Origin of the sequence: Arenimonas sp. (assembly GCF_035721105.1) — a bacterium.
Classification (GTDB): Bacteria; Pseudomonadota; Gammaproteobacteria; order Xanthomonadales; family Xanthomonadaceae; genus Arenimonas.
The window spans coordinates 1-11,992 of the sequence record NZ_DASTNG010000019.1; the positions used below are offsets into that span (position 1 = coordinate 1).

10 protein-coding genes are annotated in these 11,992 nt (G+C 66.4%); 8 read left to right on the forward strand and 2 right to left on the reverse strand.

Annotated features, from left to right (window positions below):
- Positions 1 to 66: 66 nt before the first annotated feature.
- Positions 67 to 1,224, reverse strand: coding sequence for an acyl-CoA dehydrogenase family protein (locus VFQ84_RS02315; RefSeq protein WP_325128816.1), 1,158 nt, complete (start codon positions 1,222 to 1,224; stop codon positions 67 to 69).
- A 106-nt stretch (positions 1,225 to 1,330) separates the two neighbouring features.
- Entirely contained in the window at positions 1,331 to 2,431 is a 1,101-nt protein-coding gene (locus VFQ84_RS02320; protein ID WP_325128818.1) for a Glu/Leu/Phe/Val dehydrogenase dimerization domain-containing protein, read from the reverse strand.
- A 403-nt stretch (positions 2,432 to 2,834) separates the two neighbouring features.
- Between VFQ84_RS02320 and VFQ84_RS02325 the strand changes: the two genes are divergently transcribed.
- From VFQ84_RS02325 to VFQ84_RS02360, 8 genes are all read left to right on the forward strand, one after another.
- Complete coding sequence (locus VFQ84_RS02325) at positions 2,835 to 3,458, forward strand: sigma-70 family RNA polymerase sigma factor (RefSeq protein WP_325128820.1); 624 nt, start codon at positions 2,835 to 2,837, stop codon at positions 3,456 to 3,458.
- Positions 3,455 to 3,928, forward strand: coding sequence for a cupin domain-containing protein (locus VFQ84_RS02330; RefSeq protein WP_325128822.1), 474 nt, complete (start codon positions 3,455 to 3,457; stop codon positions 3,926 to 3,928). The genes VFQ84_RS02325 and VFQ84_RS02330 overlap by 4 nt, the downstream gene beginning before the upstream one ends.
- Positions 3,929 to 4,008: 80 nt before the next feature.
- Positions 4,009 to 4,539, forward strand: a complete 531-nt coding sequence (locus VFQ84_RS02335; RefSeq protein ID WP_325128824.1) for a hypothetical protein — start codon at positions 4,009 to 4,011, stop codon at positions 4,537 to 4,539.
- Positions 4,539 to 5,429 carry a DUF3034 family protein gene (locus VFQ84_RS02340; protein ID WP_325128826.1) on the forward strand — a complete coding sequence of 297 codons (891 nt, stop codon included), beginning with the start codon at positions 4,539 to 4,541 and terminating at the stop codon, positions 5,427 to 5,429. Before VFQ84_RS02335 ends, VFQ84_RS02340 begins: the two co-directional genes overlap by 1 nt.
- 17 nt (positions 5,430 to 5,446) lie before the next feature.
- A complete protein-coding gene (locus tag VFQ84_RS02345; RefSeq protein ID WP_325128828.1) occupies positions 5,447 to 5,998 on the forward strand; it encodes a group 1 truncated hemoglobin in 552 nt (183 codons plus the stop codon).
- A gap of 98 nt (positions 5,999 to 6,096) precedes the next feature.
- Entirely contained in the window at positions 6,097 to 6,738 is a 642-nt protein-coding gene (locus VFQ84_RS02350; RefSeq protein ID WP_325128830.1) for a hypothetical protein, read from the forward strand.
- Between the two features lie 131 nt (positions 6,739 to 6,869).
- Complete coding sequence (locus VFQ84_RS02355; RefSeq protein WP_325128831.1) at positions 6,870 to 10,652, forward strand: methylmalonyl-CoA mutase family protein; 3,783 nt, start codon at positions 6,870 to 6,872, stop codon at positions 10,650 to 10,652.
- 101 nt (positions 10,653 to 10,753) lie between these two features.
- On the forward strand, positions 10,754 to 11,992 hold a 1,239-nt coding region (locus VFQ84_RS02360; RefSeq protein WP_325128833.1), incomplete at its 3' end, for an NACHT domain-containing protein.

Here is an 11,992-nt window from a genome sequence, read left to right on the forward strand (position 1 = left end):
AGGCGCTCCTACAGGGGGGGGGCGTCGAGGCGGTCGAACGGCGGCTGTGGCCGACGCCGGGTGCCGTCAGTCGCGGCCGTCGAAGAGTTCGCGGCCGATCAACATGCGGCGGATTTCGTTGGTGCCGGCGCCGATGGCGTAGAGCTTGGCGTCGCGCAGGATCCGGCCGGTGGCGTATTCGTTGATGTAGCCGTTGCCGCCCAGGGCCTGGATGCCCTCCAGCGCGACCTGCACGGCGCCTTCGCTGGCGTGCAGCAGGCAGGCGGCGGAGTCGACCCGGCTGGCGTGGCCGGCGTCGAAGTCGCGGGCCACCTGGTAGGCGAACGCCCGCGACGACTGCAGCGCGGTGTACATGTCGGCGATCTTGCCCTGCATCAGGCCGAAGGTGCCGATGGCCTGGTCGAACTGCTTGCGCTCGCGGACGTAGGGCAGGGCGATGTCCAGCGCCGCCTGCATCAGGCCGATCGGGCCGCCGGTGAGCACCAGGCGCTCGGTGTTGAGGCCGCTCATGAGCACCTTGACGCCCTGGTTGACCTCACCCAGCACGTTTTCGGCGGGAATCTCGCAGTCCTCGAACACCAGCTCGCAGGTGTTGGAGCCGCGCATGCCCAGCTTGTCGAGCTTCTGCGCGGTGCTGAAGCCCTTCATGCCCTTCTCGACCAGGAAGGCGGTCATGCAGCGCGAGCCCGCTTCCTTGCCGGCGGTGCGCATGTAGACGATCAGCACGTCGGCCTCGGGGCCGTTGGTGATCCACATCTTGTTGCCGTTGGCGACCCAGGTGCCGTTGCGCAGCTCGGCGCGGCAGCTCATCGAGCCGACCACGTCGGAGCCGGCGCCCGGCTCGCTCATCGCCAGCGCGCCCTTGAGCTCGCCGCTGCACAGGCCGGGCAGGTACTTGCGGCGCTGGGCCTCGTTGCCGTTGCCGTAGAGGTTGGCCACGCAGAGGTTGGAATGCGCGCCGTAGCTCAGGCCGACCGAGCCCGAGGCGCGAGAGATCTCTTCCATGGCCACGAGGTGGGCCAGGTAGCCCATGTCCGAGCCGCCGTATTCCGAAGGAACGGTCAGGCCCAGCAGGCCCAGCTCGCCGAGCTTCGGCCACAGGTCGGCCGGGAACAGGTTGTCGTGGTCGATCTGCGCCGCCCGCGGCGCGATCTCGGCGTCGGCGAAACGCCGGACGGCGTCGCGCAGGGCATCGAGGTCTTCGCCGAGGGGAAAGGTACGCATGACGACTCCGTGTCTGGATGGGGGGCGAAGTCTGACCGCGTCCGGGTGAACAGGCGGTCAGCGCACGCCGGACGGGGCCAGGTTACGAACCCGGCCCCGCGGGGACTCAGTTGCCGCGGCGGCCCTGGAAGCGCGGCGCCGGGGCGCCCAGGTGCGGCAGGCGCAGCTTGCCGATCGCGCTGATGCGCTCTTCGGCCATGCGGTCGGCGGCCTTGTTGGTCGGGATGCCGTCGCGCTTGGCGATCTCGAAGATGCGGCCCAGGTTGTAGTAGATGGTGCGCATCATGCGCATCGCACGCTCGCGGTTGTAGCCGTCGATCTCGAGCGAGACGTTCATCAGGCCGCCGGCGTTCACCGCGTAGTCCGGGGCGTACAGGATGCCCTTGGACTCGAGCTCGACGCCCATTTCGTCGGTCGCCAGCTGGTTGTTGGCGGCGCCGCAGATCACCTTGCACTTGAGGCGGGGCAGGGTGTTGGCGTTCACCGTGCCGCCCAGGGCGGTCGGCGAGTACACGTCGGCGTCGACGTCGTAGATCTCGTCCAGGGCCACGGCCTCGCAGCCGAACTCATCGACGGCGCGCTGCACCGAATCCTTGTTGATGTCGGTGACGAAGACCTTGGCGCCGCGCTCGCGCAGCAGCTTCACGAACTCCATGCCGACGTGGCCGACGCCCTGCACGGCGTAGCTGTAGTCGCCCACTTCCTCGTTGCCGTACTTGACCTGCAGCGCGGCCATCAGGCCCTGCAGGGTGCCGTAGGCGGTGAACGGCGACGGGTCGCCCGAGCCGCCGTGGACCTGGTGCACGCCGGTGACGAACTCGGTCTCGCGCAGCACGTATTCCATGTCGTTGACGTCGATGCCGACGTCCTCGGCGGTGATGTAGCGGCCGCCCAGCGAGTTGACGAAGCGGCCGAAGGCGCGGAACAGCGCCTCGGACTTGTCCTTGTTCGGATCGCCCCAGATCACCGCCTTGCCGCCGCCCAGGTTCAGGCCCGACACCGCCGCCTTGTAGGTCATGCCGCGGCTCAGGCGCAGCACGTCGTTCAGGGCCTCCGCCTCGCTGGCGTAGGGCCACATGCGGGTGCCGCCGAGCGCGGGGCCCAGCACGGTGTTGTGGATCGCGATGATGGCCTTCAGGCCCGCGTCCTTGTTATGGCAGAACACCACTTCCTCGTGGCCCGAGGTGGAGATGGTTTCGAAGATCATGGGGGTAGCTCCGGTCCGGCGGATGGCGCGGGCCTGCGCAGCGGCAGGCGGGCGTGGTTACTTTAAAAAGTATCCGCAAGTTGTTGAATTACGAAGATAAAGTCTGGTTTGGCAGCCGCCGCCCCAGGTCCAGGCGCGCCGTAGTGTAAAGCAATCGCTCTAATCGGGCAGTGCCGGGCTTGGCCGGTCTTGCCGCAGCGCAGCGTTGGTATCAATGCTCGGCCGCCTTGTCTCTCCCCGGAAGGCAGCCGGCCAAGACCCTGGAGCAGGGTGTTTGGGCGGTCGCCACGCGATCGCCCATTTTTTTTGCCCGCGATCCTGGCCGGCCGGCGCGGTCCCTGCCGCCGTCGGCTTCACGCGGCGTAGCCGTCGCCGCCAGCCCAATGGCGCCGTCTTCACGCGGATGCGCCCGATCGCCAGCCTGCCTGCCAACCCCGAGAACGCCCCCGCCAGCGCCGATGAAGCCGACCTGGTGGCCCTGGTCGGCCGCATCCGGTTCGGCGACGCCGCGGCGCTGGGACAGCTCTACGACCTGGCGCTGCCGCGGGTCTACGGCCTGGCCATGCGCGTGCTGCGCCAGCCGCAGGACGCCGAGGAAGTGGTCAGCGACGTCTTCCTGCAGGTCTGGGACCAGGCCGTGGGCTTCTGCCCCGAGCGCGGCGCCGTCATGGCCTGGCTGCTCACGCTGACCTGGAGCCGGGCCATCGACAAGCAGCGCCGCGGCCGCCGGCAGCGGATGGAGGTGCCGCTGCATCCGGAGGGCGCCGAGGATACGTATGGATCAGGTGAAGACGATCCCGGCCACGAACTGCTCGACCGCCTCGACAATGCCCAGGCGGTCCAGCGCGCCTTCCACGCGCTGACCCCGGCCCAACGCCGCGTCATTGAACTGACTTTCCAGGAGGAACTTTCCCAGCCTGAAATCGCAGCGCGCACCGGCCTGCCCCTGGGCACGGTGAAGTCGCACGCCCGTCGCGGCCTGGCCGCGATGCGCGCCGCATTGATGGCCGAAGGAGTCTCCGAATGAGCACCCGTCGTCCCGCCCCCAACGACCTGCTGCTGGCCGCCCTGGCCGGCGTCCTGCCCGCCGACGCGCCGCCGCCGGCGCGGGCCGAGGCGCTGCGCGCGCGGATCCTGGCCGCCGCGACCCAGTCCCGCACGAAGGTCGTGCGTGCCGACGAGGGCGAGTGGGTCCCGTTCGTGCCCGGCATCGTCATCAAGACCCTGCGTCGCGACCCGGTCGAAGGCACCCAGACCAGTCTCTGGCGGATCGCGGCCGGCGCACGGGTGCCTTCGCACCCGCACACCCGCGAGGAAGAGTGCCTGGTGCTGGAGGGCTCGGTGATCCACGACGGCATCGAGTACTTCGCCGGCGACTTCCTGCTGGCGCCGCCGGGCGAGCGCCACCAGCCCTTCCTGGCCCCGCGGGGCGCGCTGCTGATGATCCGCAGCGAACTGATCCCCGACCCGGGCCAGCTGCCCGGCAGCGCCGGCTGAAAAAAAAACGGGTCGGGCTGCATCCGTCCGCCACGGCCGCCGCGTAAGGCTGGTTGAACCCCTGACGCGGAAGCCCACCGATGACCCGTTTCCTTGCCAGCGTGCTGGTCACGCTGTTCCTGGCCTGCCTGGCCCTGGTCGCCAGCGCGGCGCCCCCGGCCAAGCCGCGGCCGCCGTCGCCGCTGGAAGTCGCGCTCGCCAGCCCGGTGCCGGTGTGGCAGCGCGCCGGCATCCTGGTGGAGCAGGGCGGCCGCGCGCTTTACACCTACACCCCCGACCTGCCCGGCCAGAGCAACTGCGACGCCAAGTGCGAAGCCCTGTGGCCGCCGCACTACGCCGAGCCCGGCGCCGAGCCGCACGGCCCCTTCACCCTGGCACGCAGCTCCGACGGTCGCCCGATGTGGGCCTGGCAGGGCAGGCCGCTGTACCGCTGGATCTCGGATCGCCGGCGCGGCGCGGCCGGCGGCGACGGCGTCGCCGGGGTCTGGTTCCTGGTGCGCGTGCCGGCGGACCTGAGCGCCGACGTGACCCGCTATTTCCCGATGCCGACGCCCCGTCCGGGCGACGCCATCACGCCGCCTTCCACCGCTGAACTTTCGAGGAATCGCTGATGAGCACCCGCAACCCCACTCCCCGTCGCCTCGCGCTCGCGCTGGCCCTGCTTGCCGCCACCGGCGCCGCGCAGGCCCAGGACGGCGCCGGCACCAGCGGCAAGCTGCTGCTCACCGGCGGCGTCAGCCAGGTCGAAGGTTCGGCCGGCGGCGGCCTGACGCCCTGGGCCGTGATCGGCGGCTACGGCACCCGCGACCAGATCGGCGCGAACGCCTTCTACACCAACGTCGGCGTCGACGACTACACGCTCGACAGCTACGGCGTCCTGGTCGGCTTCTACGACCGGGTCGAGCTGAGCGTGTCGCGCCAGGAATTCGACACCGAAGCCGTGGGCGGCCTGCTGGGCCTGGGCAATGGCTTCACCTTCACCCAGGACACCATTGGCGTGAAGGTCAAGGTGGCCGGCGACGCGGTGCTCGAGCAGGACAGCTGGCTGCCGCAGATCGCGATCGGCGCGCAGTACAAGAAGAACGACCAGCCGGGCGTGCTGGCCTTCGTCGGAGCGCAGGACGACAGCGGCGTCGACTACTACGTCAGCGCCACCAAGCTGTACCTGGCGCAGAGCCTGCTGCTCAACGGCACCGTGCGCTTCACCAAGGCCAACCAGTTCGGCATCCTGGGCTTCGGCGGCGACCGCAACGACAGCTACGAGGCCCAGTTCGAAGGCTCGGCCGCCTACCTGCTGAGCCGCAACCTGGCCATCGGCGCCGAGTACCGCACCAAGCCCAACAACCTGGGCATCGCCGACGAGGACGATGCCTGGGACGTGTTCGTGGCCTGGGCCCCGATCAAGAACGTGTCGCTGACCGTCGCCTACGTCGACCTCGGCAACATCGTCATCCGCGACGACCAGCGCGGCGTCTACGCCTCGCTGCAGGTCGGCTTCTGACTTCCCCGGAGAACCCCATGAAAACCCTGCTTTCGATCACCTTCGCCCTGCTGCTCGCCGCCGGCCCGCTGGCCGCCCAGGACACCGCGGTGTCCGCCGAGGAACAGGCCATGCTGGATGAAGAAGCGCGCCTGGACGCCGCCGAGGCCGCGGGCGACACCGCCGCGATGAACGACCCGACCGCGCCCGACCCGGCCCCGGCGCACCCGGAGCTGCGCCCGGTGCTCGAGGACTTCGGCGGCGAGGCCGGCCTGACGGCGCTGATGGAGACCTTCATGGCCGGCCTGGTCGCCGACCCGCGCACCGGTCCGTTCTTCGCCAATGCCGACCAGGTGCGGGTCAAGCGCCAGCTCACCGAGCAGTTCTGCGTGATCCTGGGCGGTGACTGCACCTACACCGGCCGCGACATGAAGAGCTCGCACCGCGACATGCAGATCGGCCGCGGCGACTTCAACGCCCTGGTGGAAGTGCTGCAGGTGGCCATGAACCAGCACGACATCCCGTTCGCCGCGCAGAACAAGCTGCTGGCCAAGCTGGCGCCGATGCACCGCGAGATCGTCAACAAGTAACCGCTTGCGTGGGGCGGCGGGGCCGGCACCGGACATGGGTCGGCCCCGCTTTTTTCTGGCCGGTGCAAGTTCAGCCCGGCTTGCCTAGACTGTCGATCATGCCCACGACGCGCATCGATGACCTCCCGGGGACCTTCGGCTACGGCGCCGGGCTGCTGTACGGCCTGCCGCAGCCGCCGCGCTGGATGGGCGAGGTCAATCCCGACCTGCAGAAGGCCCTGCTGCTGCTCGACAGCGGCGAGCTGCTGTTCGGGCAGCTCACGGGGCTGGACTGGGAGGGCGGCAACGTCATCCTGCGCGCCGGCGACATCACCCACTCCAATCCGATCGGCAGCCTGCGCGGCATCATGATCAGCGCCGAGGCCCGCGGCCGCGCCGTGGCGCCGCCGCTGTCGGTGGCCTCGACCCTGCATTACCGCGACGGCGGCGAGTGGCGGCTGTCGGCGCACAGCGCCAGCGCCGACCTGTTCGGCGCCGGTTTCTTCGCGGTGGCCGACGGCGAGCTCCACGCCATCTTCGTGCCCTGGCGGGCGCTGGTGGACCACCGCGTCACCTTCGAATCCGGCCTGGACGACCACCGCCGGGCGCGGCTGCAGCGCGAGGTCGCCTTCCGCCGCGGGGCCGAGATCGACCGCCTGCGGGCGGCGCGGCTGGACCTGGTGGCGGAAGAGGGGCGCGATGCTTGCGACATCCGCCGCAGCACCTTCGCCAAGGCCTTCTGCGAGCAGCTGGGCGGCTGAGCCGAGGCTGAGCCCCTCTCCCGGCACGGGAGAGGGGTTGGGGAGAGGGCGCTTCACACCCCGTGTAGGGCGAACCATACGGTCGGCGCTACAATCGGGCGATCCCGCCCCTTGCCGTACGAGCGCGCCCCATGAGCACCCCCGCCAATTCCCTCCCGGACACCCAGGCCGAGCGCAGCCCGCTCCGCTTCGTCACCGCCGCCAGCCTGTTCGACGGCCACGACGCCGCCATCAACATCATGCGCAGGCTGATCCAGGCCCAGGGCGTGGAGGTGGTGCACCTGGGCCACAACCGCAGCGTCGAGGACGTGGTGCGCGCCGCGCTGCAGGAAGACGCGGACGGCATCGCCCTGAGCAGCTACCAGGGCGGCCACACCGAATACTTCAAGTACATGGTCGACATGCTGCGCGAGCGCGGCGCCTCGCATATCCGCGTGTTCGGCGGCGGCGGCGGCACCATCACGCCGGAAGAGATCAAGGAACTGCAGGACTACGGCGTCGAGCGCATCTACCACCCCAACGACGGCATGCAGATGGGCCTGGTGGCGATGATCGAAGACCTGGTCCGCCGCACCCAAGTCGCCCGGGAAAAGCGCCAGCAAATGAACCAGGTTCAATTGTCCGGCGACGGCAGCGGCAAGAAGGGGAAGGGGAAGGGGCGGACAAATGAACCTGGTTCATTTGCTGGCGAGATTGCGATTGGCAGGATGCTCAGCGACATCGAGTCGGGTGCCATCGACGAGGGCCAGTTGGCCACCCTCCGCAAAGAATGGCAGCTGGCCGGCGGCAAGACCCCGGTCATCGGCCTGACGGGCACCGGCGGCGCCGGCAAGTCGTCCGTCACCGACGAGATCATGAACCGCTTCCTGCAGCACTTCCCGGAGATGCGGATCGCGGTGATCTCGGTCGACCCGACCCGCCGCCGCACCGGCGGCGCCCTGCTGGGCGACCGCATCCGCATGAACTCGCTGCGCAGCCCGCGCATCTTCATGCGTTCGATGGCCACCCGCCGCCAGCACGTGGCCACCAATGCCGTGCTCAAGGACTGCGTGGCCTTCCTGCGCGGCCAGGACTTCGACCTGGTGCTGGTGGAAACCGCCGGCATCGGCCAGTCCGACTCCGAGATTGTCGACCTGGTCGACTTCCCGGTCTACGTGATGACCAGCGACTTCGGCGCCCCCAGCCAGCTCGAGAAGATCGACATGCTCGACTTCGCCGAGCTGGTCGTGCTGAACAAGTTCGACAAGCGCGGCGCCGAAGACGCCCTGCGCGACGTGCGCAAGCAGTGGAAGCGCAACCGCGTCGCCTTCCAGCTCAAGGACGAGGAGGTGCCGGTCTATCCCACCATCGCCTCGCAGTTCAATGATCCCGGCGTCAGCTGGATGTTCGCCAACCTCTGCCGCCTCCTTCGCCAGAAGCTCTCGACCCCGTCCGCAGGCGCGCCTTCAGGCGCTAATCTTTCGGCGAAGGGCTTCGCGCCTGAAGGCGCGCCTACAGGGGGCGCGCCGGCCGTCGGCAGCCCGCGCTGCGACTTCAACCCCAACGTGGACGTGACGCTCAAGGAACCGCGCGCCACCGTGCTGATCCCCGGCGCCCGCACCCGCTACCTGGCCGAGATCTCCGAGCAGGGCCGCCAGATCAACGCCAGCATCGAGCGCCAGGCCGAAGCCGCCGACCGCGCCCAGCACTACTGGCAGTCGCTGCGTGACCTGGAGGACCCGGACCTGCCGCGCCAGCTCGACCAGTACGACCCGCACCACCTGATCCTGCAGCGCGCCCCGTCCGGCAGCTCGCCCAGCGGCACCGAATACCCCGCCTGCGGCGAGCGCCGCACCGGCGGCGAGCGCCGCAAGGTCGTGTTCAAGTGGCAGCAGGCCCAGGGCGCCGCCGAAGGCCGCCCGCTGGAAGAGCGCCGCGCCGCCACCGTCGACCGCAGCCTGGTCACCCTGCGCCAGCGCTACAACGACGCGGTGAAGGCGCTGAGCGCCGAGTCCGTGGCCCTGCTGCGCGAATGGCCCGAGCGCCTCAAGTCGGTGACCGACGAGGTGACCGAGTACAGCGTCCGCGGCAAGGCGATCAAGGTCGAGAACTACCGCGAATCGCTCAGCCACCAGAAGATCCCGAAGATCGCCGCCCCGAAGTACACCAGCTGGGGCGAGCTGCTGACCTTCCTGGGCAAGGAAAACCTGCCCGGCGCCTATCCGTACACCGGCGGCGTGTACCCCTACCGCCGCACCGGCGAAGACCCCATCCGCATGTTCGCGGGCGAGGGCACGCCCGAGCGCACCAACCGCCGCTTCCACTACCTCAGCGTCGGCCAGCCGGCCGCCCGCCTGAGCACGGCCTTCGACAGCGTCACCCTGTACGGCGAAGACCCGGCCGAGCGCCCCGACATCTACGGCAAGATCGGCAACTCGGGCGTGTCCATCGCCACGCTGGACGACATGAAGAAGCTGTACTCCGGCTTCGACCTGTGCGCCCCGACCACGTCCGTGAGCATGACCATCAACGGCCCGGCGCCGATGATCCTGGCCATGTTCATGAACACCGCCATCGACCAACAAGTTGAGAAATACCTTAGGGAGGACCAAGCCCGTTGGGATGACGCACACAAAAAGATCGAAGCCTTCTTCGAGGGCAAGAAGCGCCCCGAGTACCACGGCGAGATCCCGCCCACCAATGACGGCCTGGGCCTGGGCCTGCTGGGCGTCACCGGCGACCAGCTGGTGGACGCCGAGACCTACGAGAAGATCAAGACCTACACGCTCAACACCGTGCGCGGCACCGTGCAGGCCGACATCCTGAAGGAAGACCAGGCCCAGAACACCTGCATCTTCAGCACCGAGTTCGCCCTGCGCATGATGGGCGACATCCAGCAGTACTTCGTCGACCAGAAGGTCCGCAACTTCTACTCGGTGTCGATCAGTGGCTACCACATCGCCGAGGCCGGGGCGAACCCGATCAGCCAGCTCGCCTTCACCCTGTCCAACGGCTTCACCATCGTCGAGTACTACCTGGCCCGCGGCATGAAGGTGGACGACTTCGCGCCCAACCTGTCGTTCTTCTTCTCGAACGGCATGGACCCCGAGTACACCGTGATCGGCCGCGTCGCCCGCCGCATCTGGGCCCGCGCCATGCGCGAGCGCTACGGCGCCAACGAACGCAGCCAGATGCTGAAGTACCACATCCAGACCAGCGGTCGCAGCCTGCACGCCCAGGAAATCCAGTTCAACGACATCCGCACCACGCTGCAGGCCCTGTACGCCCTGTTCGACAACTGCAACAGCCTGCACACCAACGCCTACGACGAAGCCATCACCACGCCGACCGAAGAAAGCGTGCGACGCGCCGTGGCGATCCAGATGATCATCAACAAAGAGCTGGGCCTGAACTTCAACGAGAACCCCTGGCAGGGCAGCTTCGCCGTCGAACAGCTGACCGACCTGGTGGAAGAGGCCGTGTACAAGGAGTTCGAGGCGCTTTCGGAGCGCGGCGGCGTGCTTGGTGCGATGGATACCATGTACCAGCGCGGCAAGATCCAGGAAGAAAGCCTGTACTACGAGCACAAGAAGCACGACGGCAGCTTGCCGCTCGTGGGCGTGAATACCTTCCTGCCCAAGGACCACGCGGGCGAGGTGACCACCACCATCGAGCTGATCCGCAGCACCGAGCCGGAAAAGGCCGCCCAGATCGCCAATGTGCGGACGTTCCAGGCGGCGAGAAATTCTCTCGCCCTCGTAGGGGGGGCTTCAGGCCCGAACGCCGCCCGCCATGGCCTAACCTACCTGCAGAACACCGCCCGGGAGCGCCAGAACATTTTCGCGGCGCTGATGGAGGCGGTTAAGACCCACTCGCTGGGGCAGATAAGCCATGCGTTGTATGAGGTCGGCGGGGAGTACCGCAGGAATATGTAAAGACAACGACGCGATTGCTAAGTAATTGGTTCTCGCTCAAAAGTAAGAGAGTTTTTGCACACAAATACTTTTCTATACCTTCTATAGCTGAGGCTGCGTCTATGGCAAAGAAGCAAAGCAAATCGGCAACGACGCAGATCGAAGCGGATTCTAACGTCTCGACTAAGGCGGAATCTGATTTCTCGCCGGAATCATTGCCATTAGCCATTGGAACCCTGCTTGAGCTGAACAATTACAGTGTTGAGTACTCAAAAAAGGTCAATGGTGCCGAAATTGATCTGGTTGCTACGTCCAAGGGCGACCCGTTCGCGCCAACGATTTATATAGAAGCGACTATTCAGTACGTAGACAATACCAAGTACGGCAAAGATGCGACTAAATTTCTATTGGTTAGGGAGTTCGATCGACGGGCGGCATGTTTAAGTGTTTCAAGTAACGGGTTCACGCCCGATGTGGCCGAGCGAGCGAAGGCCTCAGGTATCGTTACAAACCTCTATTCGGAACTCTTCTCTAGCTTTGAGAAGTTCTCGCCATATGCGGATCACGTGCTGGGCGATTTAACAATCAATGCGCTCCTCGAAACATACGAGGAGCCGCTGTTCCGTGACGCGCAAGGCGAAGAGCTGGCAACGGTCTGGCTTCGCGAATGGAAAAACTCTTCCAGCACAAAGTCGCCATGGCTCGTTGTCCTGGGGGAGTACGGGACCGGTAAGACGGCGCTTACGCAGAAGATTCAGAGTAACTGGATCGAAGACTACGTAAAAAATCCCGCGGAACCAATTCCGTTTCGAATTGAGCTTCGAAGCTTTACCCGCCAATTCGATGCTCGCTCGCTTATCCATCATTTTCTGGATACAAACAAGCTTGGTCATGTTCCAATCGATTTTGTATTTCATCTGATTCGGAATAGGCGTGTAATTCTAGTCTTAGATGGCTATGACGAGATGGCGCAGTTCCTTAACGCCAGAGAGCGGCGGACCTGTCTGGCCACGTTGGCTGAGCTGGCCTCCGCGGGAGCAAAAGGCATTTTGACGAGTCGCCCGAACTACTTCACGGAGACGGAAGAGCTTCATGTCTTTGAAGCGCTCTATACGTCCCTCGAGCGAAACAAATACCATATAAGCCAAATTGATCGCCTATATATAGCCGGAGAGCGGTCGGTTGATGAATTGCTTGAAAATTACCTCATTAATAAGAATGAGCGATACTTAAGAGACCTCACGCCGGAGCAAACGAAGGCGTTGGTTCGTAGAAAGTTATCAAGTGACCCGGCGGGTCAGGAAATAGTCATCGCGCTCCTCAATAAAATTTTTAGAGAGGAGGTTGACGGTACTCGACAA

Bases quoted from the DNA above. Each gene is read 5' to 3' on its own strand.
- VFQ84_RS02315 (WP_325128816.1), bottom strand. From the start codon at position 1,224: ATGCGTACCTTTCCCCTCGGCGAAGACCTCGATGCCCTGCGCGACGCC.
- VFQ84_RS02320 (WP_325128818.1), bottom strand. From the start codon at position 2,431: ATGATCTTCGAAACCATCTCCACCTCGGGCCACGAGGAAGTGGTGTTC.
- VFQ84_RS02325 (WP_325128820.1), top strand. From the start codon at position 2,835: ATGCGCCCGATCGCCAGCCTGCCTGCCAACCCCGAGAACGCCCCCGCC.
- VFQ84_RS02330 (WP_325128822.1), top strand. From the start codon at position 3,455: ATGAGCACCCGTCGTCCCGCCCCCAACGACCTGCTGCTGGCCGCCCTG.
- VFQ84_RS02335 (WP_325128824.1), top strand. From the start codon at position 4,009: ATGACCCGTTTCCTTGCCAGCGTGCTGGTCACGCTGTTCCTGGCCTGC.
- VFQ84_RS02340 (WP_325128826.1), top strand. From the start codon at position 4,539: ATGAGCACCCGCAACCCCACTCCCCGTCGCCTCGCGCTCGCGCTGGCC.
- VFQ84_RS02345 (WP_325128828.1), top strand. From the start codon at position 5,447: ATGAAAACCCTGCTTTCGATCACCTTCGCCCTGCTGCTCGCCGCCGGC.
- VFQ84_RS02350 (WP_325128830.1), top strand. From the start codon at position 6,097: ATGCCCACGACGCGCATCGATGACCTCCCGGGGACCTTCGGCTACGGC.
- VFQ84_RS02355 (WP_325128831.1), top strand. From the start codon at position 6,870: ATGAGCACCCCCGCCAATTCCCTCCCGGACACCCAGGCCGAGCGCAGC.